Raw genomic sequence first — 25,354 nt, 5'->3', positions numbered from 1 at the left:
ATGATGCCCCAGGGGCTCAGGCCAGCGTGATCGCGTACACCTCCACACGTGGATCGTTCGGCAGCGTCACGGAGTGCACGGCCTTGGCCGGGTCGAGCGCCAGGGACAGCCCGAACAAGCGCACCGGCGGCCCGTCCACGCCCTGCCCCGCCTTGATCCGGTGCGGCATCTCGACCAGGACCGTGCCGCCGGAGCCCGCCCAGTCGCCGACCGTCAAGGGCACCTCAGCGGTACTGCCGTCGTTGTACCGGACGGTCACGGCTGCGGTCACCGGGCCGTTGTGCGAGGCCGCGACGAGCCGCAGCGCGCCGTACTTCCCGGAGGGCAGCAGCATCGCCTGTCCCCGTGCCTCGACGAAGTTCGCCGCCGTCCCGGACGCGTCCGGTGCCTGATAGGTCACGCCGCCCAGTACCACCGGACCGGCGGCGGGCAGCAGCGCGGCGTCGTAGCTCCAGCCCGAGCCGTCGAAGTTGCCCTGGTCAGGCGCCGAGACCGTGGCCGTGCCGTCGTGGTTCAGCTCGCCCGTGAGGTCCACCGCGCACTGCTCACCGGCCACCGCGCACGTCGCTGCCTGCCGCACCTCCACCACCGCTTCACGCACGACGGTGTTCGGCCCGGACACCGTCACCCGCACCGGGTAACGGCCGATCGGCGTACCCGCCGGCACCGTCACCTCCACCGGCACCGTCCGCTGGGTCGGCAACCGACCGGACTTGATCACCAACTGCGGAGTGGTCGTCGCCGACCAGCCGTCCGGGGCGCTCGCGGTCACCCCGACCGGCGCCGTGCCGGGTGCTTGGGCGAGCACGTCCAGGGTCAGCGACACGGTCTGCGGGGTGGTCGCCGTGGGCACGACCGCCGACGCCTGCCGCAGCGACGCGTCGACGTGCCGCCGCCCGTCGGGCTGGGCCCGGTTGATCGACGGCGGCTCGGCGCCCGGGTCCGTGCCCCAGGACGACGGTGTGGTGCCGAGCTGGTGCGCCAACGTGCCGCCGCCCGCGACGGTGTCCCAGTCCAGCCAAGTCTTGCGCACGTCGCGGCCGTTGAACGACACCCGCTGCACGTACCGGTTGGAGTCACTGGCACCCGGCGCGGTGATGGTCAGCGTCCGCTGTCCCGTTCGGACGGTCGCGCCCGGGAACTGAGGGCTGGACAACGCCAGGAAGTCGCCGCCGCTCATGGTCGGGTACAGGCCCAGCGACGAGAACACGTACCACGCCGACATCGTGCCCAGGTCGTCGTTGCCGGTCATGCCGTCCGGCCCGGTGGTGAACAACGTCATCGCCGCGCGCACCACGGTCGCCGTCTTCGCGGGCGTGCCGGTGGACAGGTAGAAGTACGGCGCGAGCAGGTCCGGTTCGTTGTTCGGGTTGTAGGTCGGCTTGCCGTAGTAGTCGTAGGGCTGGGTGATCCAGTCCTCGCGCACGGTCCCGGCCGGGTCGGCGAGCAGCTCGTCGTAGGCGAAGAACGCGTCGAGGCGCTGCTCGGTCGCCCGCCGGCCACCCATGAGCTGCACCAGGCCGTTCGGGTCCTGCGGCACCAGCCACTGGTACTGGAACGCGCCGCCCTCGTGGAACTGGTGGCCCGCGTCGACCGGGTTGTACGGCGTCACCCACGTGCCCTCGGCCGTGCGGGGGCGGAAGTGGCCGGTCGAGGCGTCCCACAGGTTGCGGTACCACTGGCCGCGGTCGGCGAACACCCGGGCGTCCTCGTGCTTGCCCAGACCTCGCGCCATCACCGCCAGCGACGCGTCCGCCGCCGCGTACTCCAGCGTGGCCGACGCCGGGTGCACGCAGTCGTTGTCACCGCCCTTGTGCGCGCAGTCCACGCCCAACTCCAGACCGGACGGGATGTAGCCGCGATCGCGATAGTGCTCCACACCGGACCGACCGTTGTACGGCGAGTCGGCGGGCGGCACGGTGGTGGCGTTGCGCTTGAGCAGCTCGTACGCCTCTTCCTCGTGCCCGGCCAGCAGGCCCTTCGACCACGCCTCGACCAGGAACGGCGTCACCGGGTCGCCGGTCATGATGTTGGTCTCGCTATTGGCCAGCGCCCAACGCGGCAGCCAGCCACCGTCCCGGCCGCTCGCGATCACCGACCGCGCCACGTCCCGCGCCACCTGTGGTTCCAGCAGCTCCAGCAGCTGGTTCTGCGGCCGGTAGGTGTCCCACAGCGACAGGTTCTGGTACGGCGTGAAGCCTTCCGCCACGTGCGGCTTCCCGTCGAAACCCAGGTACCGGCCGTCCACGTCACCGGCCAGGTTCGGGTGCAGCAACGAGTGGTAGAGCGCGGTGTAGAACGCGGTCCGCCGCTCCGGCGTGCCGCCGTCGATCCGGATCGAGTCCAGCCGCCGCACCCACGCCTGGTGCGCCTTCGCCCGGGTCGCGTCGAAGTCGTAGGAGTCGCCGGTCTCGGCGGCGAGGTTCTTCCGCGCGCCCTCCAGACCCGTGTACGACAGGCCGACCTTGAGCACCACGTCCCGGTCGGCGGTCGCGTCGAACGTCACCCACGCGCCGTTGCCGCCCTGGCCCGCCGCGTCCGGCACGCCCGGCGACTTCGTCGTGCCGCGCCACGTGCCGAAGCTCGCGAACGGCCGGTCGAAAGTCGCCGTGAAGTACACCGTGTGCTCGTCGCGCCCGGCGCAGAACCGCCCGGCCTTGACCCGACCCTCCACGGTCCGGTCGCCGACGACGTGCACCTCGGAGTCCAGTACCTGCTGGTTCGCCTTGCCGGTGTTGAACAGGACGTTCGCCTGCGCGCCGGCCGGGAACGCGTACCGCTGCCAGCCGGTGCGCGGGGTGGCGGTCAGCTCGGCGTTCACTCCGTAGCGGGACAGCCCGACGCGGTAGTAGCCCGGTCGTGCCTCCTCGTCGGCGTGCGAGTACTTCGACCGGTACCCGGAGGTGTCAACGTTGTCCACCGGCCCGGTGGTCGGCATGACCGGCAGCTCGCCCGCCACGCCGCAGCCCACGCCGGACAGGTGCGTCTGGCTGAAGCCGTGGATCTCCTGCTGCTGGTAGTCGTAACCGCCCTGGCCGCCGGTGTCCGGGCTGACCTGCACCATGCCGAACGGCAGGCTCACGCCGGGGAACGTGTTGCCGAAGTTCTGCGTGCCGACGAACGGGTTCACCAAGGTCGTCGGGTCCACAGCGGCGGATGCGGTGGGCACGGCGACCACCGGTGTCCCCACGAGGACCAGTGCGGCGGCCAGCAGGAGCGTGTTGCCTCTTCGGAGCGGCATCGGCCGGGGACCTCTCTGGGTGACAACGTTGTCAGGCGATCCGGGTGCCCGATCACCGCCTCGACTCTCGCGCACCACTCCCCCACTCGTCCAGCCCTGGCCTGGACCATGACCGGACAGATTCCGCGCCGGAAGGTCAGTGGTGGTCGCCCTGTCGGCCGAGGGTGTCGACCGGGGGTCGCGCCGGGACGGGTCCACTGCGGCACGGGGCGGCTGGTCGGGCCCCAGGTCGGGTTGCCGTCCGCGTCCGAGCGCCACGACCAGCACGGATCACCACCCTCCGGCCACCCCTCGGGCTTGTCCTCCCACGCCTCGCCGCGACCGTAGGGGGTCAGGTCGAGCAGGCCGAGCGAGGCGTTGACCCGCTCGTTGCCGCGACCGGTGGTGGAGTAGGTCAGGAACGTTCGGTCGCCGTCGCGCAGGAAGCAGGTCAGGTACCCCATGCTGCCACCGACCGGCTCGTCCAGCCCGCGCACCGAGTACCACGGCTGGGTGTAGCCCATGAACTCCACGTAGGACGCCACCTCGTCCCAACGGCCCGTGGCCAGGACGGCGAACGACACACCGCGGGCGTTGAGGTAGACGGCGTCCTTCACGTGCCAGGCCGTGGTGGTGCAGCCCTCGCACTGCCCTTGGTGCGGCGCGCCGTCGTACCACATGTGCTTGTAGGCGACGAGCTCGTCACGCCCCTGGAACAGGTCCAGGAACGGGACCGGGCCGTCGGGACCGACGACCTCGACCGTGCCGTCGAACTCCACCATCGGCAGCCGACGACGGGCCGCGGCGATGGCGTCGCCCTCGCGGGTGTGCGCCTTCTCGCGGACCAGCAGCTCGTCCCGGGCGGCCTGCCAGGTGGCCAGGTCGACCACGGGCGGGCGGCCGGCGAGGTCGTCCGACATGATGTCCTCCGCGGTCTCTTCGGGCAGCGTCACGACCCGACCGAGCCTGCACCCGCCGCACCGGACTGACAAGTCGACCGCACGTCGCCTCGACCCGCCCTCGTCGCGATCACCGATTTCACACCTCCAGGGGGAAGAAACATGACCGAGTACCGCGATTTCGCGCCACGACAACGGTTCCGCTCCAACGTCGCCCTCTCGCCGGACGGCACGTCCGTGGCGTACGCCGCCAACTCCGACGGGCAGCACAACCTGTACGTCGCGCCGGTGTCCGGCGGTCCGGCCCGCCGGATCACCGACTACACCGAGCACGCCGTGCGTCAGGTCGCGTGGTCGCCGAACGGTCGGGAACTGCTCTACACGGCCGATTTCCGGGGCAACGAGAAGTTCCAGCTGTACCTGGTCGACGCCGAGGGAGGCACGCCCCGGCAGCTCACCGACGCCCCCGACAGCCAGCACGTGCTCGGGTCGTCCATCTTCACCTTCGACTGCCCGACGCCGTTCAGCCCGGACGGGCGCAGCGTCGTCTACGCGGGCAACGACCGTGATCCCGCCGTGCAGGACGTGCTGGTGCAGGACCTGGAGACGGGCAGCGTCCGCCGGGTCGAGTCGGTCGCGGGCACGTTGCTGCACGCCGTGTCGGTGTCACCGGACAGCCGTTGGCTGCTCACCGCCGGCAAGCACACCAACACCGACACCGACCTCGGCCTGGTCGACCTGCACGAACCGGACGCGCCGCGGCGGGTCGTCACCGAGGACGCGGCCGGGCGGATGCACGTCGGCGGGCCGTGGGCCGCGGACTCGTCCGGGTTCCTCCTGCTGCACGACCGGGGTGGCGAGTTCCGCGCGCTCGGCTCGTACTCCCTGGCCGCCGGCGTGGTCGAGGACCTGGTGACGCCGCCGTGGGACGTCGAGGCGGTGGCGGTGTCCGGCGCGGTGCGCACGTGGACGGTCAACGAGGACGGCGTCTCGCGGCTGTTCGTGCTGCGGGACGGCGAGCCGGTGACGTTGCCCGAGCTGCCGGCGGGCGTGGTGGAGTCGTTGACCGCGGTGGGCGACGTGGTGGCGAACACCCGGCCCACGCCGTGCATGGGCTCGACGCCCTCGGCGAGCGTCGCGCCACCGGGGTGCCACAACCCACATCCACCGGTAGAGCCCGTATTCCCACCCGGAGAACCGGCCGGGCCGCACCCGCACCGCGGATTCCCGGCCGGACTACCGCTTCGTCACCCGTTGAGCAGCTACTTGGTTTCCCGGAAGAGCCGCTCCGCGTCCTCGCGGTCGCCGTCGGTCGGCGCGTGGTCCAACTTCTTGGCGGCCTTGTAGACCGAGAACTCCTCGGCCGGGGGCCGCTCGATGATGTCGACGATCGGCAGGACGCCCTTTTCCACCGGCTTGGCGAACAACTTGCCGAACAGCGTGATGAAGAACCGGACCGGCGCCGGGAACTCGCCCGCGAAGCTGGTCCGCACGTAGACCGGGTTGAACAGCACGTACTTGATCTTGCCGAGGCCGTGCTGGGCGGCGAACCCGACGCCCAGCAGCTCGTTGGCGCGACGGGTCTGCGCCCACACCTCGCCACCCCGGTGCTTGGCCGTGAACTGCATGTCGTCCCAGTTCATCGCCTTGGCACCGGCACCGATGACGGCCAGGTTGACGATGACCGGAGCGGCGCTGTCGCGCATCAGCGGCGCGAGGCCGGTGCTGAGCACGAACCGGCTCAGGTAGGCCAGCGCAAACGAGTGCTCGAAGCCCTCCGCGGTGACCACCCGGTCCATCCGCAGGTACGCCGCGCACAGCACCAGCGCGTCGACGTGACCGAGCCGCTCGGTGACCTCGGCGACCACGCGCTGGTTCTCGGCGACCAGGGCGAGGTCCGCGGCGATGAAGTGGAACCGGTCACCGGCGTCGGCCTCGCGGGCGAGTTCGGCTCCCTTCTGCGCACTGCGTCCGATCACCACGACGCGGTCGCCCGCGCGCAGGCGGTGCAGCGCGAGCGCACGGCCGATGCCGTCCGTGCCGCCCGAGATGACGATGTTGCTCATGCTTCCCCCGCCCAGGGCTGGGTCGACGCATCCGGAACGTGCGCTCCGCTACGGCGGAGCGTAGCAGAATCGGAACAGGTGCTCCGCTACGCCTATGCTGGCGGCGTGGCCGTCGACTCACAGCACCCTCCACGGCGCCGGCGCCGGGATGCGGTGAACAACCGCAACCAGATCCTCGAAGCCTCCGCGGCGGTGTTCGCCGAGCGCGGGCTGTCGTTCGACGTCCGCGAGATCGCCCGCCGTGCGGGTGTCGGCATGGGCACGCTCTACCGGCACTTCCCGACCAAGGGCGCCTTGCTCGACGCGGTCCTGGACGAGGACTTCACGTCCTGGTCGGCCACGGTGGAGAACGCCGCCGCCGACCCCGACCCGTGGCTGGGCCTCGCCCGCTACCTGGAGGAATCCCTCGAACTGCTGGCCCAGCACCGGGCACTGCTGGACGGGCTGAGCGACCCGCTCGTCAGCACACCCGGCATGGACGAGTGCCGCGACCTCGCCCGACCGCTGCTCACCGGCATCGTCGACCGGGCCCGTTCAGCGGGTGTGCTGCGCCCGGACGTCACCGCGGACGACGTGTCGCTGCTGCTGATCGGGATGGGCCGGATCATCCAGCTGACCGAGGAGGCGCAACCCGGCACCTGGCGACGGCAGCTCAGCGTCGTGCTCGACGGCCTGCGCGCGACACCTCAGCCGTGATCGCGGCGGGGGCGACAACCCCTAGTCTGTCCGGTTCCGGCGACAATTCCCGCTAGGGGTTGCCCGACCTGCCACGTGGGGAAGTACTGCCGGCATGACCAAGTCGGCACTGGCCGCCGAATTCGCGACGCCGGACCGCGAGCAGTGGCTGGGCCTGGTCCAGGGCGTGCTGCGCAAGTCGGGTGCGGACTTGGGGGGTCGCCGACCACCACCACCATCCACAGTGGACGTCACGTGAGTCGGCCGGACGCCGGGTAGCCTGGGAACCTCACCGCGCCGGGAGGGGATGGACGTGCCGGGACTTCGGCGAGCGGCACTGGTCGGGGCTCTGGTGTTGGCGCTCGGCGCGTGCACCGGAGCACCCACTACCGCTCCCCCGACGACCTCGCGCACCCCAACCAGCAGCACACCACCCACCGACCGCGTGTACGTGTCGTTGGGCGACTCCTACGCCACGGGCTACCGGCCGTCGAACGTGCCCGCCGGCGGGCCCGGGTTCGCCTACCTCGTCGCCGAGCGGTCGGACCTCCAGCTGATCAACCTCGCGTGCAGCGGCGCCACGTCCGCCCAGCTGCGGGCCGAACCGGGCTGCGCTCCGGCCAACCGCGGCCCCGGCGCACCCGACCCCGCCGGACGCACCCAGCTGGACGCGGCCGTGCAGGTCCTGCGCGAGCACCAGGGACGGATCGGCCTGGTGACCGTGGTGATCGGCGGCAACGACCTCGCGCCGTGCGCCCAGGCACGCGACCCGTTGACCTGCGCGTCCCAGGCCGTGGCCGACGTCCGCGCCAACCTCGCCGCGACCCTGCCCGTCCTGCGCGAAGCCGCCGGTGACGCACCGGTCGTCGGCCTGACCTACCCGGACGTGTTCCTCGGCGCGTGGGTCTCCCCCGCGTTCCCGAACGGCCAGGACCTCGCCCGCCTGTCGGTGTCGCTGTTCCGCGACTTCTTCAACGCCGCGCTTAAGTCCGAGTACGAGAAGGTCGGCGCGAAGTTCGTCGACGTCACCGCCGCGACCGGCGGCTACGGCCCGCTGACCGAGACGACCCAGGACCCCGCCTACGGCCCGATCCCGACCCCGGTGGCGAAGGTGTGCGCCCTCACCTACTTCTGCGCGCACACCGACGTCCACCCCACCCCCGCGGGCCACGAGACGATCGCCGACGCCGTCCTCACCGCCACCGGCCGCTAACCACGTCCGCCGAACGCACCGCGCAGCCGCCGGCCGGCCAACCGCACCGGCTCGACCACCGACACCCGCACCCACCGCGCCGGCGGCACCACGACGGCCCGCCACACCCGCCCGACCACCCGGCCGATCGGCGTTACCACCACCCGCCAGACCCACCGGACCGGGACCACGACCAGCGTGCGGAACACCCGTGCCAGCACCCGCCACGCCCAAACCAGAGCGTCACCGACCACCCCACCAGCCCACGCCAACCCACGCCCCACCACTCGGAACGCCCAGACCAGCGCACGGCAGAAGAGCCGCACCACCCACCAGACCGCCCGCGCGCACCGCACGACCACTTCCCGCCACAGCCATCGCAGAGGTCGCACCGCGAGCGTCCGCCAACCCCACGCCAGCGGCACGAGCACCACGGCCCACAGCACACGCCCGACCGCCCTCGCCGCCCAGCGCAGGAAGTCGCCCAGAGCCACGTCCACCGCGCGCAACCACGGCCAGACCGGTACGAACAGCCTCCGCAACCCACGACCCACCGGCCGCAGCGCGAACCGCGCGAACGCCTCGAACACCCACCGCAGCCCGTCGCCCAACGCCCCGACCCCGCGCCCCGCGCCCCGCCAACCGCAGCACGGCTCCGATCGGCCTGATCACATAGCGCGCCAGCACCCCGCCGGTCCACCGCAGCCCGTCACCGACCAGACCCACGACCCATCGCAACCCACTGCCGACCGGCGCGAACACCCACCGCCACGCGCACCGGCCCGCCGCGCGGACCACACCCCAGACCCACCGTCCCACCACCCCCAGCGGACGCAGCACGAACCGCCGCACGGCCCGACCGACGGCCTTGACCCACTCCCACGCCAACCGCACCGGCACCACGACCACCACGGCGACGACGCGCGCCACCCACACCGCCCACCGCGGCGGCTCCACTTCGTTCACCCCGATCCGACGCACTCCGACCGCGCCCGGTGCCACGACTCGTATCATTGCCCGATGCTTGATCGGATCCAGGCCAACCCCCGCGCCGCGCGACTGCTGGCGGACGTGTTCGACTTCGACCTCGAACGCACCGATCACGTCGAACCCGCGCGCCCGTCGTGGGACGGCGAGTTCCTGCCCATCGCCGGGGACGCCTCGGGCGGCACGTTCTACCTCTGCGGCGGACCCGTGCTCTACGCGAGCTCCGAAGGCCAGGCCGGTGTCCTCGCCGCCGACCCGACGGCCGCGATCGAGCTGATCATCGGCGTGCCGACCTGGCACGACGTGGTCTCCGCCGCCCCGGACCTCGACGCCATGCGCGCCGCGTTCGAGGCGACGCACCCCGAGCTCGGTCCGGACATCGACCAGCACCAGGCCGAAGTCCGCGCGGAACTCGGGCTCGGCCCCGTGCCCGTTGACGAGTTGCTCGTCCGGCTGCGCGCGAGCGTGACCGAGCTGTCGCCGGAGTACCGGCTGCTCAACGAAGAAGGCGACGAGTACGAGCAGCTCTGACACCCGCGATAAATCCGGCGACGTCGGCCGTGACCCGCACCACAATGGCCGACGTGCCGGAGATCGAGATCGTCGTCGCCCACCGAGAACGCACGACCCTGCGCGTCGGCGACGTGTTCCTGAAGGTCGACTCCGACCAGGCACGCATCGACGTCGAGGTCGAGGCGATGGCCATGGCGCCGCTGCCGACGCCGGAAGTGCTGTGGCGCGAGCCGCCCGTGCTCGCGCTCGCCGCCGTCCCGGGCACGGCACTCGGCCGCCTCGGCGAACCGTCCACCGCGTCGTCGGCGGCCTGGGCCGCGGCGGGTGCCGCCGTCCGGCGGCTGCACGACGCACCGCTGCCGCCCTGGCCCGGTCCCAGCACCGACGAGCTCGCGTCACGGCTCGACGTCGAGTGCGAGTGGCTCGTCACGAACGACGTCCTGCCGACCGACCTGGTCACCCGCAACCGCCGGATCGCCGAAGCCGCGCTCCGGCCGTGGACACCGGTGTTCACGCACGGCGACCTGCAAGTCAGCCACGTGTTCGTGCACGACGACGAGGTCACCGGCGTGATCGACTGGTCGGAGGCGGCCCGGGGCGACGCCCTGTTCGACCTCGCCGTGCTGACGCTCGGCCACGAGGAGCACCTCGATGACGTCGTCGCAGGTTACGGCACCGACGTCGACCTCGACGTGATCCGCGGGTGGTGGTCGTTGCGCAGCCTGTCGGCGGCCCGCTGGCTGGTCGAGCACGGCTTCGACCCGTCCGCGCCGGGCTGCGAGTTCGACGTGCTGAAAGCCGCGCGCTGAACCCGGCAGGTCACGGCATCGACCCGACGACCGGTCCCGGCCGCCGGCCCGCCAGGACCCGAACGGCGCCCGTCCCGCCGACCGAGCACCTGTTCCGGCTGGTCGGCGGCACGCGCCCCCGGTCAGCCCCAGGCGCCGGCCACCTGCTTCGTGGCCGAGTTGAGGCGGTTCCACACGTTGACCGTGGCGATGGCGACCAGCAGCGCCGAGAGCTGCCGCTCGTCGTAGTGCGCCGAGGCCTCCCGCCACACCTCGTCCGACACCGGGTCGGGCCGGTCGGACAGCCGGGTCACGGCCTCGGCCAGCGCGAGCGCCGCGCGCTCCGCGTCCGTGTAGTACGGCGCGTCCCGCCACGCGCCAACCGAGAAGATCCGCTCGTCGGTCTCGCCGCCCTTGCGCAGCGCCTTCCAGTGCATGTCGACGCACACGCTGCACCCGTTGATCTGCGAAGCCCGCAGGTTGACCAGCTCCATCAGCGACTCCGACAGCCCGGCCTGCTTGGCGGTCTCACCCAGCGTGACCAGCGCCTTCATCGTGCCGGGCAGGACCGTGACCGGGTGGTTCATCCGTGCTTGCATGGTCTCTCGTTCTCCTGTCACATCGTGTTCGTCCGATCCGTCATCCCCCTGACGGATCGAGCACGGAGGATGTGACAGTGATCGACAACGACTTTCTCGCGACCCGCTTCGAGGCCGACCGGGGCCACCTCAAGGCGGTCGCGTACCGGGTGCTCGGCTCGATGAGCGAGGCCGAGGACGCGGTGCAGGAGACGTGGGTGCGGCTGCAGCGCTCGGACACCGGGGACGTCGCCAACCTCACCGGCTGGCTGACCACCGTCGTCGGCCGGGTGTGCCTGGACATGCTGCGCTCCCGCGCGTCGCGGCGCGAGGACCCGCTGGACGTGCGGCTGCCGGACCCGATCGTGGACCCGGCGGACGGCGGCGACCCCGAGCACGAGGCGGTGCTGGCCGACTCGGTCGGGCTGGCGCTGCTCGTGGTGCTGGACACCCTCACACCGGCCGAACGGCTGGCGTTCGTGCTGCACGACCTGTTCGCCGTGCCGTTCGACGACATCGCCCCGATCGTCGGCCGCACCCCCGCCGCCGCGCGCCAGTTGGCCAGCCGGGCCCGCCGGCGGGTCCAGGGAGGCGCGCCGGTGCCCGACGACCTGCCCCGTCAGCGCGAGGTGGTGGACGCGTTCACCGCCGCCGCCCGGGGTGGCGACTTCGAGGCGCTGCTCGCGGTCCTCGACCCGGACGTGGTGCTGCGCGTCGACTTCGGCGCCCTGAAGCCGGACCTGACGGCTGTGGTGCGCGGTGCCGAGGAGGTCGCGCGGCGGGCGCTGATGTTCCGGCAGCCGGCGGGCGTCAGCTTCCGGGTCCTGGTCAACGGCGGGATGGGCATCCTCACCGCGCCCGGCGGCACGCCGGCGTCGGTCATGGGCTTCACGGTCAGCGGTGGCCGGATCGTCGCGATCGACGTGCTGGCCGACCCGGAGCGGCTGGCCGGGCTGGACCTGTCGGCGCTCGACCTCCCGGGAGGCCGCTGACGACGGCGCGGCGATCTGCCAACCCGGGCGATCGGACCCGGCGAGCCGGAACGACTAGGGTGGGTGGCCGGACCAGCGACGAGGATCTGCACAGCATGGCGCACTCACCCCACCCGTCCCGGCCGGTCCGCGTGGTCCTGGTGGAGGACCACCACATGGTGGCCGAGGCGATCCGGCTGGCGTGGGCGGGCTCGGCCGACGTCGAGGTCGTGGCCACGGTCGGCTCGGTGGCCGCCGCGCTGGCCGAGACCCGGCGGCACCGCCCCGACGTGGTGTTGCTGGACCGCCGGCTGCCCGACGGCGACGGCCTGGACGCGATCGCGGGCTTCGCGGAGTGGGACGCGCGGGTGCTGGTGCTGACCGGCGAGGCGACGGTGTCCGTCGCCGCCCGGGCCGCCGAGTCCGGTGCGGCGGGGCTGGTGCTCAAGTCGGCGCGGCTGGAGGAGCTGACCGACGCCGTGCTGCGGGTGGCGGCCGGTGAGGTCGTCTTCGACGGCGGCCTGCTCGGCGGGGTGCTGGACAAGCTCACCGGGCGCGCCAACGACGGCCGGGTGGCCCTCACCGTGCGCGAGCGCGAGACGTTGCTGCTCATGGCGGAGGGCGCGAGCACGGAGGAGATCGGCGAACGCATGGGCGTGGCCCGCAACACCGTCCGCAACCACGTGCAGCGCGTGCTGGAGAAGCTGGGCGCCCGGTCGAAGCTGGAAGCGGTGGCCATCGCCCGCCGCGACGGCCTGCTCGACTGACCCCGACGGGCCCGCCTAGTGCAGACGCACCAGTCCCGACGGTGTCCGTGCGTCTGGTCACCGACCGCGCGATACCGCAGAGTGCCACCGTGGACCTCTCGGTGTCTGGCCAGGTAGCGCGGTTCAGCGCGCCGATCGACCGGGGCGCGGCGGGACTGGCCCGCGATTTCGTCCGCAAGACCCTGGCCGACCTGAACTACACCGGTGACCACAGCGATGTCGTGCTCGTCGTGTCGGAACTGGTGTCCAACGCCCTGCGGCACACCGCCACCAACCCGCTGATCCGGCTGGCGGGCGACGCGCGCCGGCTCCGGATCGAGGTCGCCGACGGCAGCCCGGTGCTGCCGCGCCTGCGGCTGTCGGCCACCGTCGGCGGGTGGGGCCTGCAGCTCGTCCAGCAGCTGACCACGGACTGGGGTGCGCACCCCGAGCCCGGCGGCAAGGTCGTCTGGTGCGAGATGACCGCTGAGACCGGCACGCCCTGACGGTGGGGCGCAGGTCCGTGGCACCCCGGCAGACCATGGTGCACAGTGGCGCCATGCCCGCTGATCACCCCGCCGAGCCCGACTTCGAACCACCGGCCCCGGACGCGTACCGCCTGATCGTGGACAGCGTGGTGGACTACGCGATCTTCATGCTGGACCCCACCGGGCGGATCGTGACCTGGAACGCGGGCGCGGAGCGGATCAAGGGCTACCGGCCCGAAGACATCCTCGGCAAGCACTTCTCGATCTTCTACCCGTCCGTCGACCTCGAAGCGCGCAAGCCCTGGTACGAGCTGGAGGTCGCCGCCGAGGTCGGCCGGTTCGAGGACGAGGGCTGGCGGCTGCGCAAGGACGGCACCCGCTTTTGGGCCAACGTCATCATCACCGCCCTGTTCGACGAGTCGGGGCAGCTGCGCGGGTTCGCCAAGGTCACCCGCGACATGACCGAGCGGATGCGCGCCGAGGAGGCGCTGAAGTCCAGCGAGGAGCGGTTCCGGCTGCTCGTGCACGGCGTGCTGGACTACGCCATCTTCATGCTGGACCCGGCGGGCCGGGTGATCAGCTGGAACGCGGGCGCGGAGCGGATCAAGGGCTACTCGGCCGACGACATCCTGGGCGAGCACTTCTCGGTGTTCTACCCACCCGAGGACCTGGTGACGCGCAAGCCGTGGCGCGAGCTGGAAGTGGCCGTGGACTCGGGCCGGTTCGAGGACGAGGGCTGGCGGCTGCGCAAGGACGGCACCCGGTTCTGGGCCAACGTGGTCATCACCGCCCTGTTCGACGAGTCGGGGCAGCTGCGCGGGTTCGCCAAGGTCACCCGCGACATGACCGAACGACGGCGGGTCGAGCAGACGTTGACCGAGCAGCGCAGGCTGGTCGGCCACCTGGTGGAGGCGCAGGAGCTGGAACGGCGGCGCATCGCCTGGGACGTGCACGACGATTCGATCCAGTCCATGGTCGCCGTGGGCATGCGGCTGCAGCTGCTGGCCAACCGGCTGCCCGAGGAGGAGGCCGCGGTCGTGCGGCAGCTGGACGAGGCGGTGCGGGCGTCCATCGGCAGGCTGCGCAACCTGGTGTTCCGGCTGCGCCCGCCCGAGCTCGACCGGCACAGCCTGGTCGAGGCCCTGGACCGCTACCTCACCGACGTCGCCGGCTCGTGGGGCATGACCTACCGGCTGCGGCACGAACTGGACCACGAGCCGCCCGCCGAGTCCGCGATCACGATCTTCCGCATCTGCCAGGAGGCGCTGACCAACATCCGCAAGCACGCCCGGGCGTCCCAGGTCGACGTGTCGTTGACCTCGACGGACGGCGGCACGCTGGTGGAGATCGCCGACGACGGTGTCGGCGTGGGCGACGACGTCGAGGCGCCGTCCGACGACCACTTCGGCGTGATCGAGATGCGGGAGCGCGCGGAGACCGCGGGCGGCTGGTGGTCGGTGGGCAGGAGCCCTCGCGGTGGTTCGGTGGTGAGGTTCTGGATCCCGACCACGCCGAGGGGTGAGCCGTGACGGACCCGAAGCTCAGCGTGGTGATCTCGGACGACGACCCGATGATCCGGGAGGCGCTGCGCGAGGTGCTCGACGCCGAGCCGGACTTCGAGGTCGTCGCGGTGGCTCGGGACGCCGATGAGGCGATCGCGCTGGTCGAGCGCCACGCACCCGCCGTCGTCGTGCTCGACCTGCGGATGCCCGGCGGTGGCGGTGGCCGTGCCGCGCGGGAGATCAGGCTCCGGTCGCCGAACACCGGGATCCTCGCGCTGTCCGCCTTCGCCGACCACGACGCGTTCCACGAGATCGAGTCGGCCGGTGTCGGCGAACACCTCGTCAAAGGGGGGTCGAACCACGACATCGTCGCGGCCGTCCGCCGGTTGGGACGACCGGGACGCGGGTGAACGCGGGGGGCGCGGTGGCGAGTCGACCTGGTAGAACTGAGGACCGACATGTCAGCGCACCGAGGAGTCGTCGTGGCCGAGCCGATGGGACAGCCCTCACCGATCCTCGACATCAACGTCACCCGCACAGGTGACGTGCTCGCCGTCGCCGTGACGGGCGAACTGGACATCGACACCGTTCCCGAGGTCCGCGCCGCGATCTCGTCCGGCCTGTCCGACCCCACGTCCGCCCTGGTGCTCGACCTGTCCGAGATCGGCTTCTTCAGCTCCGCCGGCTTGTCACTACTGCTGGAGACCCGCGGTCGCGTCGGCACCCTGGCCATCGTGGCGACCCAACGTGCCGTGCTGAGGCCGATCCAGTTGACCTCCATCGCGCCGCTGCTGAACGTGTTCGGATCGGTCGACGGGGCATTGGCGTCGATCCCTTCCGTGCAGGGCGCCGGCCAGCCGAAATAGCCATCCACCGAAGGTCGGCGGGGCCGAAAGGGCTGCCCGGACTGCCCTGAAGGGCGCCGTCATGTTGGCATGAACGGGCCAACCTCGACCGAACCCGGCCGTCGCCGCGCGCCCTGACGGTTTCCTGGAGCTTCCGGATCCACCCGGAAGCCAGGGGGAAACACATGACGAAACGTTCACTCGGCGTGCTGGCGGCGGGGGCCGCCGCCGCGCTGCTGCTGGGCGGTCAGCCCGCCGCCGCGGCCGAACCGCGGGCCGTCCCGCTGATCCAACCCGACCCGCTGCTGATGTTCCCGGCGAACCCGGCCAAGACCGACTGGATCGCGGTCGACCGCAACCGCAAGGCGAAAGCCCAGGCACGGCAGCAGCGCACGACCACGCAGACCGCCCTGCCGTACCAGGAGAAGGAACCGGCGGGCACGCAGGGCGCCAACGACACCCCGACGACCGCCGAGCACATCGCGGGCTTCGGCACCCGCGCCAACTCGAAGGTCGCGCTGACCGGCGACATCAGGGCCGACGACACGGTACCGACCGTGCCGCCCGCCGCCGAGACCAACGACGCGATCGGCCTCGCCGCCGACACCGGCATCTCCGGCACCCGCCGCGCGGTCCGCACCAGCGGCACCATCGGCGACGGCCCGCACGGCAGCGCCGGCGACGGCACCGGCGACTTCGACTTCTACCGGCTCGACGGCGGCGCCACCGGCATGACGTTCACCGCGCGCACGTCCACGCCGACCGGCGGCCTCGACACGCTGCTCGCGCTGTGGGACGGCGACGGCGTCCTGTGGGCCCTCAACGGCGACAACGGCGGCTCGACCGACTCGGCCATCACGATGGCCATCCCACCCGGCCGGACCCTGTACCTCATGGTCGGCTCCGACCCCGCCCTGCTCCCGCGTGACCCCGACACACCGGGCACCGGCGGCGGCGTGTTCACCGAGGGCCCCTACGACCTGCTGATCACCAGCGGCAAGAGCGGCGGCGACCTCGACTACTACTCGTTCGACCTGCGCGCGGGCGACGTGCTGGGCGCGTCCGTGGCGGGCGGCGGCACCCGGCTCGCCGTCCACGACCCGGCCGGTCGCGAGGTGTTCGGCTCCTCGCAGGACCTCACCAACTACTTCGCCGTCGACTCGCCCATGCCCGGCGGCGGCAACGCCGTGGTGGACTTCGTCGTCCCGGCGGACGGCCGCTACCGGCTCGGCGTCGAAGCGGGCGAGGGACCGTACGACATCAAGCTCGAAGCGTTCCGACCTGGCACGGAGACCGCGCCGCGCGGCTCGGTGCACACGATCTTCCTGGACTTCGACGGCGCCAGGGTGAACACGTCGATCTTCGGCCTGGGCGGCGGCCTGCGCGACCTCTCCCCCTTGTCGAGCTTCCTGCCGAGGTGGGGTCTCACCGCGGCCGACGAACGCGCGTTGATCACCGCGATCACCGCGACCGTGCGGGAGAACCTGGAACGGGACATGAAGGCCAAGGGCGTCAACCCGCGGTTCGCGCTGCGGGTGCTCAACAGCCGCGACCACGCCGACCCGTGGGGCCGGCCGAACGTCAGCCGGGTCGTGGTCGGCGGCACCATCGCCGAGTCGGGCATCCCGACCGTCGGCATCGCGCAGTCCATCGACGCGGGCAACTTCGGCCGAGAGGAGACCGCGCTGGTGCTGCTCGACGAGATCAGCGCACCGGCCGGACCGGCGGTGTCGTTGAACACCTACGTCGGCCCGGGCAGCGACAAGGTCGCGTTCATCGGCCGCGCGGTCGGCAACATCACCAGCCACGAGGCCGGGCACATGTCGGGCAGCTGGCACACCAGCGGGCTCAACGACGTGCACGGCGTCATGGATCCCGGCGGCAACCCGGCCATCATGTTCGCGGTGGGCCCGGACGGCGTCGGCGGCACGGCCGACGACACCGACCTCGACTTCCACGAGGACCAGCTGAGCCCGGCCGAGGGCTTCACCGGCGTCGAGGACACCGTCACCCGCACCGCCTGGGCGTTCGTCCGGGGCACCGGCTGACCCCGTCGGTGGGCGCGGCCCTCCTGGACCGCGCCCACCATGGTCCCGCGTTCACCCGACGCGGCATCATCCGTGCCGTCACCGGGCGGTCACCGACCGCCGTCCTTACCGTTGGGCCGAACCCGAGGAGGCCCGATGGACCGGCGCGCTTTCCACCGATCACTGCTGCTGACGACCGTCGCCGCGCCTTTGGTGACCGCCGGCCCCGCGCACGCCCGACCGGCACGGGGCGTGCCGCGCCGCACGGTGGTCGAGTGGGGGCTGCCGCTCGCGGAGCAGACGCACGAACTCGTCAAGGTCCCCGGGCTGCCGCTGGTCGTGGTCTCGCAGATGTCCAACAGCCACCTGGTGAAGGTCCGGCTCGACCCGACCGGCGAGCAGGTCGTCGCGGCTCGGGCGCACCCGCTGGGTGAGGTGGACGACATGCTGCACGGCCTGGCGGTGTCGCAGCGCTACCCCGGGCTGGTCTGGGCCACCCACCAGACGGGCAACCGGCTGCTGCTGGTCGACCCCAACGGCCCGGACGTCGACGCACCGCCCCGCGTGGTGCGGACGATCGGCATCCCGGGCGACGGCGTGGGACCGCACTACGTCGGCGAGTACGGCGACGAGCTGTGGGTGAGCCTGAAGGTCAGCAACCACGTGCTGTCGATCGACCACACCGACCCGTCCCGCTTCCAGCTCTACGCGGCGCGCCCGAACCCGATCTTCGTCGCCCGGCACCCCGAGTCCGGCGAGTTCTACGCCAGCCAGGACGACTCCAGCCAGATCCTGCGCATCCTGCCCGGCACCCACCTCGCCACCCAGCTCGACGTACCGCAGGACGCGGGACGCACGCCGGTGGGCTTGGTGGCCGGTCCGACGGGCCTGTGGGTCGCGTTGCTGGGCACCACCGAGCACGGCACCGGCACGTTCGGCCGCATCGACGCCGAGGGCCGGACCACGTGGTTCAAGCTGGTGTCCTCCGAGGTCGCCGACGCGGGCCTGCTGCACATCGCGTTCGACCCGTCGGGCCGGCCGAGCGCGTGGCTGCTCGGCTCGACGATCATCTGCGACGACGTGCTGGACGTGGTCGTGCGGGTCACGTTCGACCCCTCCTACACGCACGTCGTCGGCGAGGAGGTCACCGTCCTGCCGACCCAGCACTGCAAGGCCCACCGCCTGCTGCCGCTCGCCCGCAGCCTGATGGTCACCGAGCTGACCAGCTCCACCCTCGCCCAGCTGTCCACCGAGTCGTGGGACCGCCCCACCGACCCCGCGCCGGGCGACCCGAGCTGACGGACCCGGACGACCCGCCCGAAGTTCGATAGGTTTCCGAAACTTTTCACCGGCACCTCGGCGGCGCCGCGCCGGACAATGGCCGCACCAGCACGGACGCGGTTGAGGCGGATTTGCCCCGACGAATTTTCGCAAGGTTGCGAGAACCCTTTCGCAACCTTGCGAGAATTATTGACAACGCGGCGGAGTCGGCCGAACACTGTCGGCATCGACAGACCCTGAACCGATGTCGATCGGGTCACCCACCCGCGGCCCCGGTGCTGACCGTGAAAGGCAATCGCGGTCGGACATCACGCCGCAGTGTACGACACCGCAGTGCCGCGGCCGCCCTTTCCGGCCGCACTTCCGCCTGCCGGTTTCCGCACGTCGGGTGGCCCCTCGCTGGCCTCAACGAGGAGGAAGCACACCAATGGACGACAACGCCCCTGCGCACCCGATCAGCCGCAGGATGTTCATCGGCGGCGCCGGAGCCTTGGCGCTCTCGTCCGGGCTGATCCTGCCCGGCACCGCCCACGCCCAGACCGTCACCACGAACCAGACGGGTAACCACAACGGTTACTACTACTCGTTCTGGACCGACGCCCAGAACACCGTCTCCATGACGATGGGGTCGGGCGGGCAGTACAGCACCTCGTGGCGCAACACCGGCAACTTCGTGTGCGGCAAGGGCTGGAGCACCGGGTCCCGCCGGACCGTGCGCTACTCGGGCAGCTTCAACCCGTCGGGCAACGGCTACCTGTGCCTCTACGGCTGGACGTCCGGCCCGCTCGTCGAGTACTACATCGTCGACAGCTGGGGCAACTACCGGCCCACGGGCACGCACCGGGGCACGGTCACCAGCGACGGCGGCACGTACGACATCTACCACACGATGCGCTACAACGCCCCGTCCGTGGAAGGCACCAAGACGTTCGCCCAGTTCTGGAGCGTCCGCCGGCAGAAGAGGGTCGGCGGCACCATCACCACCGGCAACCACTTCGACGCGTGGAGCCGGGCCGGCATGCAGCTGGGCAGCTTCCGCTACTACATGATCATGGCGACCGAGGGCTACCAGAGCAGCGGCAACTCCAACATCACGGTGAGCTAGGGAATTCCACGACCGGTGGCGCGGCGGTAGCGGAGCCGCCGCGCCACTTCCCGTTTTCCCACACCGTTTCTTACCCGCCGGCGGCGATCCGTCGGTATCGTCTTCGCCATGACCGTGCCCGGTGACTTACTCGGCGGCGACCCGGCCGAGGTCGAGCGAGGGCTGGACCAGTGGGTCGCCGGATTCGAACGCCGGGCCGAGGCCTACCAGCAGCTCCACCAGCGGGTCGAGGGTGTGCGGATCAGCGCCACCAGCCCGAACGGCGTCGTCACGGTGACCGTGGACGCCGAGGGTTCGCTGGTCGACGCGAAGTTCACCGACCAACTCGGCCGCACCACGCCCGACGAGCTGAGCCGCCAACTGCTGCTCGCCGTCAACCAGGCGAAAGCGCAGATCACCCCGCGGGTCCGGGAGATCGCCGGCGACACCCTCGGCGAGGACGGCGCCGAGCGGATCGCCGGCTACTACGCGCAGAAGTTCACCGCGACCGTCGAACCGCCACCACGCCCACCACGCCCACACCGGCCACCCGACGACGACTCCGTCGAGGACTCGGTCTTCGACAGCGACTGACGGGAGGGATCATGGCCGGCTTCGAGGTGACCAGCGGCGAGCTGAACGCCCACGCGGGCAAGGTCGACGCGCACGCGCAGAGCCTGGGCACCGCGGCGGACGCGGCCGACCAGGTGATGCCCGACGGCGCGTACGGCATCCTCTGCCAGTTCCTGCCGCCGCTGTTCAACGACGTGGAAGCCGCCGCGCACGATGCGCTCACGGCCGCCCGCGACGGCTTGCGGACCGTGGCCGACAACCTGCGCGACACCGCGGCCGACTACGACTCCGAGGACCTCAACACCGTGCGGACCTTCACCGCCATCGAAGGCGGCCTGCGGTGACCGGCAACCCGTTGGTCGCGCCGGAGCAGGACTCCACCAAGTCCTACACGGGCATCGGCATCGCCGAGTCGGTCAGCGACCTGGTGCAGGGCATCGAGAGCGGCAACTGGGTCGACATCGGGCTGGGCGCGGCGGGCACCGGCCTGGAAGCCCTCAGCATCGTCATGGACCCGTTCGGCTCGATCGCGTCCAACCTCGTGTCGTTCATCATCGAGCACGTCGGCCCGCTGCGCGAAGCGCTGGACAAGCTCGCCGGCAACGCCGACGCCGTGGCCGCGCACGCCCGGACGTGGAAGAACATCGCGACCGCGGTCGGCGAGGTGCACTCCGCGTACGGCGCGGAGCACACCGCCGACACCGCCGGCTGGTCCGGCAAGGCCGCCGACGCCTACCGCGCCCGCGCCGCGGACATCGTGGCGGTGATCGGCGCGGCGGCACAGGCCGCCTCCGGACTGGGCAGCGCGGTGGAGATGGCCGGCGTGGTCGTCGGCGTGGTCCGCGAGACCGTGCGCGACCTGATCGCCGACCTGGTGGGACGCCTCGCGGTGTGGGCGGCGGAAGCGTTGACGATCATCGGCCTGCCCGCCGCCGCGGTCCAGGCCTCGGCCGCCGCGGCCAAGTGGGCGGCGCGGATCGCGCAGCTCGTCAAGCAGCTCATGCGCACCATGCAGAAGCTCATGCCGCTGCTGCGCCGCCTCGGCGACCTGTTCAAGCAGATCCGCAAGAAGATGGACGACCTGCGCCGCCGCGGCGGCAACGGCAACAAGCCGCCGGACGAACCCGGCAAGAAGCCGACGCCCAGCGGCGACGGACCCACCGGACCCTCCCGCTCGCCCGACCCCAACGCCGAACCGGGCGGCACGCGCACCGAGATCGACCCGAAGCACGACGCGGACACCAAGCGGTCGCTGCAACGGGAGAACGAGTCCGCGACCACCCTCGCCCGCGCCGGCTACGACGTCGAGCAGAACCCGAACGTCCCCGGCCCCAAGAACCCGGACTACCGGATCGAAGGCCGGATCTTCGACAACATCGCACCGGTCACGGGCAACCCGCGCAACATCCACAGCCGGATCGCGGAGAAGGTCGCCGACGGCCAGACCGACCGGGTCGTGCTCAACCTCGCCGACAGCCCGGTCGACGTGGAGCGGCTGCGGAGCCAGATGCGCGACTGGCCGATCGAGGGACTCAAGGAAGTCATCGTCATCGACCGCAACGGCTCCGTGCTCCACTTGTACCCCTAGGATTGCCCAGTGTCCATTTCGTACAGTCTCGCGCTCGTCACACCGCACCCGGCGGCGCACGTCGCCGACGCGCTGCGCGAGGTCGGTGTCGCCGCCGGGCTCCTCGCCCCGTCGACCACCGGCGAGCGCCTGCTCGGCGAGGACGCGGTGACGTCCGGCGGCACGTGGCTGCGCGTCGTGCCGGACAAGCCCCAGCCGTGGAACCCGGTGCTGGACGTCCTCGGCGCCCCGCCCACCGTCCGCGTCGCCTACCGCCTGGCCAAGACCGACATCAACGCCCAACAGGACGACGTCGTGCGCCTGGCGCTCGGGCTGCTGGCGAAGATCCCGGGTGACGCGGTGCTGCACCACGACTTCGAGACCATCTGGCTGGTGCGACGCGGCGGTGAACTGGTGCTCAGCGAACGGGACGACCTCTGGCCGCCCCACCGCCGCGTCCTGCTGAACCAGCCCTACCGGCGCGAGACCACCGTGTTCCCGGAAGACTGAAACAGCCCGTCGAGCACCTCCGCGAACGCACGGGGCCGCACCAGCGGTCCCAGGTGATCCAAGCCCGGCACTTCCCGCAGCCGTCCCGCCGGCAGTTCGGCGCACGCCGCCGCGAGCGACTCCCCCGTCACCACGACCGACTCCGCACCGCGCAGGAACACCGTCGGACACCGCACGAGCGGCAACGCCTCGCGCCACGGGCACGAGATCGCCGTCCGGAACAGGTGCGCCTCCACCTCCGGCGCACACCGCAACCGCACCCGCCCGTCCGGTCCGTCGGCCAGCCCCGACTCGACGTAGTCCGCGAGCACCTCGGGCGCGAGCAGGGACAGCGGCGGCCGTGCCGACCACCGGGCGAGCGCGTCGGCACGGGACGGGAACACCGCGCGCCGCCGTGCCGCGGCCTCGGCGAACGCCGGGTCGTGGTGGGTCGCGAGGATCGGTTCGAAGCAGATCAGCAGGTCGAACGTGCCCGGCGCACGTGCCTCGGCCAGCAGCAGCGACGTCGCGCCCAACGAGTGGCCCACGCCGATCAGCGGCCCGGGTCCCGCTGCCTTGGTCGCGTCGAGGACGTCGTCGGCGAACACGCCCCAGTCCGCGTCGTCGGCCAGGGGCGGCGCGTCACCGTGGCCGCGCAGGTCGACCGCCACCGCGCGCAACGGTGTCCGCAGGTTTTTCACACACGACCGCCAGACCAGCCCGGTAAAACCCGCCGCATGGCAGAACAATGCCGTCCGAATGGACTCGTCCGTTTGTCGGCGATGATCGAGCGAGTACGGCTTGTACCGGGAAAAAGCGAGGTCCGCGACGTCGTCCACGATTCCCTTCGGTACTCCGATTCAAGGGCTGGTGCACCCGCCGGACAGCATCTACGATCAGCGCCGGTAACGATCCAGTCGCCGCGAGGCGGGTTGTCGTCACCGGTTTTCCGCACGGCAACCACTGATTCACCGCGGTCGATCCCCACCATAGTGGAATGGACGGCCGAAGAGGCGGTCGGCGCGACGCCACCGCTGCGCGCGGGCACCACCCCACCCCTGTCGTGCTCGACCGGCGCACCGACGTGCCGCGTCGGGACGATTCCCATTCGGTGAAGGGCGCAGTTGTGAACCCGACCCCGGTACCGGGCTTGGTCTCGGTCGTCATGTTGGTCCGCAACCGCCTGGAGTACACGCGCCGGGCGTTGGCCTCCCTCGCCCGCGCGTCCGGTGACTTCGAGATCGTCGTGGTGGACAACGGGTCCGACGACGGCACCGCCGAGTACCTGGCCGCGCTGGACCACCCGCACCCGCTGACCGTCCTGCGCCACGACGACGACCGCGGCGGCAGCGAACGGCGCAACGTCGGCGCGGCGGTGGCCCGCGGCGAGTTCCTGTTCTTCCTCGACAACGACGTGCTGGTCGATGACACCGACGTCGTCGAGGTGCTCGCCGCCGAACTGGCCACCGACCCGGGCCTGGGCGCCGTGTCGCCGTTGCTGCTCTACCCCGGTGACGGCGCGCTGGTGCAGTGCGCGGGCGGCGCGTCCACCGCCGACGGCCGCATCGGGCCCGTCGGGCGCGGCCAGCGGCTCGGTCCGCGACACCGCGAGCACCGCGAGCAGTCGTGGGCGCCCACCGCCGCGCTGATGGTGCGGCACGACTCGTTCCGCCGGGTCGGCGGGTTCGACGAGTCGTTCGACCCGGTCTCGCTGTGCGAGGACGTCGACCTGTGCTGCCGGCTGCGTGCCGACGGCGAACGGCTGCGCTACGTCGGGTCGGTGGCGATGCGGCACTTCGAGGGCACCACGTTCAACCACGTCGGCCACGACAAGCTGCCCATCTGGAAACGCCACATGCGCGTGATCCGCAGCCGTTGGGCCGAACCTTTCGCCGCCGGACCCACCCACACCGCCGCCGACCTGGAGTGGGTGCCGGTCCAGAAGGACTACACCGACCTGGACCGGCCGCGGGTGTCGGTGCTCGCCGACCCGGACTCCGCCTCGGCGGACCTGAGCTTCTTCGCCAGCGACCGCGTGCTGGCCACCGCCGAACCGGCCGACGTCCGGGTCGTGCTCGTCGGCGCCGACCCGGTGCCCGCCGTGCGCGGTGTGCGGGTCGTCGGCGTGGCCGATCCCGACTTGCGCGTGCTGCTGCCCGCCGCCCGCGCCCACGGTGCGCCCTGGGCGCTGCGGGACGGCACACGGCTGGTGGAGACGGTGCCCGCGGAGGGGGTCGTGGTGCGTGCGCCGGACACCGCGGCGGCGCTGACGGCGTTGCGCCGGGGACTGCACGTGCTGCTGGGCAAGTACGCCGTGGACGACCTGGCGGGTCTGGTCGACGCCGCCCGGCAGGCGCCCGGCCGGTGCTCGGTCGACCTGCCGTGGGCGCACCACCCGCAGCTGGTCGAAGTGGGCAAGGCCGTCGCCGAAGGCCGCGCCGAGGGCTTCACCGTGCGGCTGGAGCAGCCCGAGGGCCGTGACGTCGTCACCGAACTCGGCCCCGACGCGCTGGACGCCGTCGAACGGGTGCTCGGCGTGCCCGTGACCGACCTGAAGACCGTCACCGCGACCCGCTCCCGGGTTCGCGCCGTGGCGGTGGCCGGCAGCCTGACCGGGACGATCGAACTCGGCTGGGGCGAACCCCGCTTCCACCTCTCGGTCACCGGCATCACGGCGACCGCGGACCTCGTCGCCGCACCGGTGAGCGGCGCGTACGCGGACTTCGTCGGCGCGCTGCGGGGCGGACCGACGCCGTTGACGGACCTGGACGCCGTCGCCGGCCTGTTCGACGTGGTGCTGGAGTGGCGTGCGGAAGTGGCCGCGCTCCTCGGTTTGTGACCCTTCCCGCCCTCCTGGCGGGCC

The 25,354-nt window shown here is 71.8% G+C and carries 25 protein-coding genes and 1 pseudogene; 20 read left to right on the top strand and 6 right to left on the bottom strand.

Features of this window, described 5'->3' with window-relative positions:
• Positions 1 to 16: 16 nt before the first annotated feature.
• Together A6A25_RS25800 and A6A25_RS25795 are read right to left on the bottom strand one after the other, a co-directional pair.
• Entirely contained in the window at positions 17 to 3,241 is a 3,225-nt protein-coding gene (locus A6A25_RS25800; protein ID WP_073894177.1) for a GH92 family glycosyl hydrolase, read from the bottom strand.
• Between the two features lie 136 nt (positions 3,242 to 3,377).
• Positions 3,378 to 4,140: pseudogene (locus tag A6A25_RS25795) on the bottom strand (DUF899 family protein).
• Positions 4,141 to 4,281: 141 nt separating this feature from the next.
• On the opposite strand from A6A25_RS25795, the gene A6A25_RS25790 reads away from it, so the two are divergent.
• Positions 4,282 to 5,466, top strand: a complete 1,185-nt coding sequence (locus A6A25_RS25790) for a TolB family protein (protein ID WP_073894174.1) — start codon at positions 4,282 to 4,284, stop codon at positions 5,464 to 5,466.
• Here the strand turns inward: A6A25_RS25790 and A6A25_RS25785 are convergent.
• Positions 5,382 to 6,185, bottom strand: coding sequence for an SDR family NAD(P)-dependent oxidoreductase (locus A6A25_RS25785; protein ID WP_073894172.1), 804 nt, complete (start codon positions 6,183 to 6,185; stop codon positions 5,382 to 5,384). The genes A6A25_RS25790 and A6A25_RS25785 overlap by 85 nt on opposite strands.
• A gap of 105 nt (positions 6,186 to 6,290) precedes the next feature.
• On the opposite strand from A6A25_RS25785, the gene A6A25_RS42445 reads away from it, so the two are divergent.
• The 3 genes from A6A25_RS42445 (at position 6,291) to A6A25_RS25775 (ending at position 8,073) form a co-directional block, all read left to right on the top strand.
• Positions 6,291 to 6,881: a TetR/AcrR family transcriptional regulator gene (locus tag A6A25_RS42445; protein ID WP_073894169.1), complete on the top strand. Its 591-nt coding sequence runs from the start codon at positions 6,291 to 6,293 to the stop codon at positions 6,879 to 6,881.
• 94 nt (positions 6,882 to 6,975) lie between these two features.
• Positions 6,976 to 7,119, top strand: a complete 144-nt coding sequence (locus A6A25_RS44250; RefSeq protein ID WP_158073819.1) for a hypothetical protein — start codon at positions 6,976 to 6,978, stop codon at positions 7,117 to 7,119.
• 186 nt (positions 7,120 to 7,305) lie between these two features.
• Positions 7,306 to 8,073: a GDSL-type esterase/lipase family protein gene (locus A6A25_RS25775; protein WP_073894166.1), complete on the top strand. Its 768-nt coding sequence runs from the start codon at positions 7,306 to 7,308 to the stop codon at positions 8,071 to 8,073.
• On the opposite strand, the gene A6A25_RS25770 is transcribed toward A6A25_RS25775, so the two are convergent.
• Entirely contained in the window at positions 8,070 to 8,663 is a 594-nt protein-coding gene (locus tag A6A25_RS25770) for a hypothetical protein (RefSeq protein WP_073894163.1), read from the bottom strand. The two genes, A6A25_RS25775 and A6A25_RS25770, sit on opposite strands and share 4 nt — an antisense overlap.
• A gap of 409 nt (positions 8,664 to 9,072) precedes the next feature.
• Here A6A25_RS25770 and A6A25_RS25765 point away from each other — a divergent pair, with 409 nt between their 5' ends.
• Both A6A25_RS25765 and A6A25_RS25760 read left to right on the top strand, forming a co-directional pair.
• Entirely contained in the window at positions 9,073 to 9,570 is a 498-nt protein-coding gene (locus A6A25_RS25765; protein WP_073894161.1) for a hypothetical protein, read from the top strand.
• A gap of 29 nt (positions 9,571 to 9,599) precedes the next feature.
• Complete coding sequence (locus A6A25_RS25760) at positions 9,600 to 10,361, top strand: phosphotransferase family protein (RefSeq protein WP_241828913.1); 762 nt, start codon at positions 9,600 to 9,602, stop codon at positions 10,359 to 10,361.
• A 122-nt stretch (positions 10,362 to 10,483) separates the two neighbouring features.
• On the opposite strand, the gene A6A25_RS25755 is transcribed toward A6A25_RS25760, so the two are convergent.
• Positions 10,484 to 10,939: a carboxymuconolactone decarboxylase family protein gene (locus A6A25_RS25755; protein ID WP_073894158.1), complete on the bottom strand. Its 456-nt coding sequence runs from the start codon at positions 10,937 to 10,939 to the stop codon at positions 10,484 to 10,486.
• A 77-nt stretch (positions 10,940 to 11,016) separates the two neighbouring features.
• On the opposite strand from A6A25_RS25755, the gene A6A25_RS25750 reads away from it, so the two are divergent.
• The 13 genes from A6A25_RS25750 (at position 11,017) to A6A25_RS25690 (ending at position 22,512) form a co-directional block, all read left to right on the top strand.
• The gene (locus tag A6A25_RS25750; RefSeq protein ID WP_073894155.1) at positions 11,017 to 11,910 is read left to right on the top strand and encodes a sigma-70 family RNA polymerase sigma factor; all 894 of its coding nucleotides are present in this window, start codon (positions 11,017 to 11,019) and stop codon (positions 11,908 to 11,910) included.
• Positions 11,911 to 12,005: 95 nt separating this feature from the next.
• Positions 12,006 to 12,656 carry a response regulator transcription factor gene (locus A6A25_RS25745; RefSeq protein ID WP_073894307.1) on the top strand — a complete coding sequence of 217 codons (651 nt, stop codon included), beginning with the start codon at positions 12,006 to 12,008 and terminating at the stop codon, positions 12,654 to 12,656.
• A 101-nt stretch (positions 12,657 to 12,757) separates the two neighbouring features.
• Positions 12,758 to 13,141, top strand: coding sequence for an ATP-binding protein (locus tag A6A25_RS25740; RefSeq protein ID WP_073894304.1), 384 nt, complete (start codon positions 12,758 to 12,760; stop codon positions 13,139 to 13,141).
• 53 nt (positions 13,142 to 13,194) lie between these two features.
• The gene (locus tag A6A25_RS25735; RefSeq protein WP_073894302.1) at positions 13,195 to 14,652 is read left to right on the top strand and encodes a PAS domain-containing sensor histidine kinase; all 1,458 of its coding nucleotides are present in this window, start codon (positions 13,195 to 13,197) and stop codon (positions 14,650 to 14,652) included.
• A complete protein-coding gene (locus A6A25_RS25730) occupies positions 14,649 to 15,035 on the top strand; it encodes a response regulator (RefSeq protein WP_241828912.1) in 387 nt (128 codons plus the stop codon). Before A6A25_RS25735 ends, A6A25_RS25730 begins: the two co-directional genes overlap by 4 nt.
• Before the next feature lie 72 nt (positions 15,036 to 15,107).
• Entirely contained in the window at positions 15,108 to 15,491 is a 384-nt protein-coding gene (locus tag A6A25_RS25725) for an STAS domain-containing protein (protein WP_158073818.1), read from the top strand.
• A gap of 164 nt (positions 15,492 to 15,655) precedes the next feature.
• On the top strand, positions 15,656 to 17,518 hold the full coding sequence (locus A6A25_RS44245; RefSeq protein WP_158073817.1) for a PPC domain-containing protein: 1,863 nt from the start codon (positions 15,656 to 15,658) through the stop codon (positions 17,516 to 17,518).
• A 135-nt stretch (positions 17,519 to 17,653) separates the two neighbouring features.
• Positions 17,654 to 18,796, top strand: coding sequence for a hypothetical protein (locus tag A6A25_RS25715; RefSeq protein ID WP_073894149.1), 1,143 nt, complete (start codon positions 17,654 to 17,656; stop codon positions 18,794 to 18,796).
• 409 nt (positions 18,797 to 19,205) lie between these two features.
• Positions 19,206 to 19,883: a glycoside hydrolase family 11 protein gene (locus tag A6A25_RS25710; RefSeq protein WP_073894146.1), complete on the top strand. Its 678-nt coding sequence runs from the start codon at positions 19,206 to 19,208 to the stop codon at positions 19,881 to 19,883.
• Positions 19,884 to 19,991: 108 nt separating this feature from the next.
• Positions 19,992 to 20,456: a YbaB/EbfC family nucleoid-associated protein gene (locus A6A25_RS25705; protein ID WP_073894143.1), complete on the top strand. Its 465-nt coding sequence runs from the start codon at positions 19,992 to 19,994 to the stop codon at positions 20,454 to 20,456.
• Between the two features lie 11 nt (positions 20,457 to 20,467).
• A complete protein-coding gene (locus A6A25_RS25700) occupies positions 20,468 to 20,779 on the top strand; it encodes a type VII secretion target (RefSeq protein ID WP_073894141.1) in 312 nt (103 codons plus the stop codon).
• Positions 20,776 to 22,023: a hypothetical protein gene (locus tag A6A25_RS25695; RefSeq protein WP_073894138.1), complete on the top strand. Its 1,248-nt coding sequence runs from the start codon at positions 20,776 to 20,778 to the stop codon at positions 22,021 to 22,023. Before A6A25_RS25700 ends, A6A25_RS25695 begins: the two co-directional genes overlap by 4 nt.
• Positions 22,024 to 22,032: 9 nt before the next feature.
• Complete coding sequence (locus A6A25_RS25690; RefSeq protein WP_073894135.1) at positions 22,033 to 22,512, top strand: SitI3 family protein; 480 nt, start codon at positions 22,033 to 22,035, stop codon at positions 22,510 to 22,512.
• On the opposite strand, the gene A6A25_RS25685 is transcribed toward A6A25_RS25690, so the two are convergent.
• Positions 22,476 to 23,330, bottom strand: coding sequence for an alpha/beta fold hydrolase (locus A6A25_RS25685; protein ID WP_198932859.1), 855 nt, complete (start codon positions 23,328 to 23,330; stop codon positions 22,476 to 22,478). The genes A6A25_RS25690 and A6A25_RS25685 overlap by 37 nt on opposite strands.
• 158 nt (positions 23,331 to 23,488) lie before the next feature.
• On the opposite strand from A6A25_RS25685, the gene A6A25_RS46445 reads away from it, so the two are divergent.
• The gene (locus tag A6A25_RS46445; protein WP_083668664.1) at positions 23,489 to 25,330 is read left to right on the top strand and encodes a glycosyltransferase; all 1,842 of its coding nucleotides are present in this window, start codon (positions 23,489 to 23,491) and stop codon (positions 25,328 to 25,330) included.
• Positions 25,331 to 25,354: the final 24 nt, after the last annotated feature.

It is taken from the genome of Saccharothrix sp. CB00851, assembly GCF_001905065.1.
In the GTDB taxonomy this organism is placed as follows: domain Bacteria; phylum Actinomycetota; class Actinomycetes; order Mycobacteriales; family Pseudonocardiaceae; genus Actinosynnema.
The sequence above is the reverse complement of the archived record's forward strand: the minus strand, read 5'-3'. Positions and strand labels throughout refer to the sequence as shown.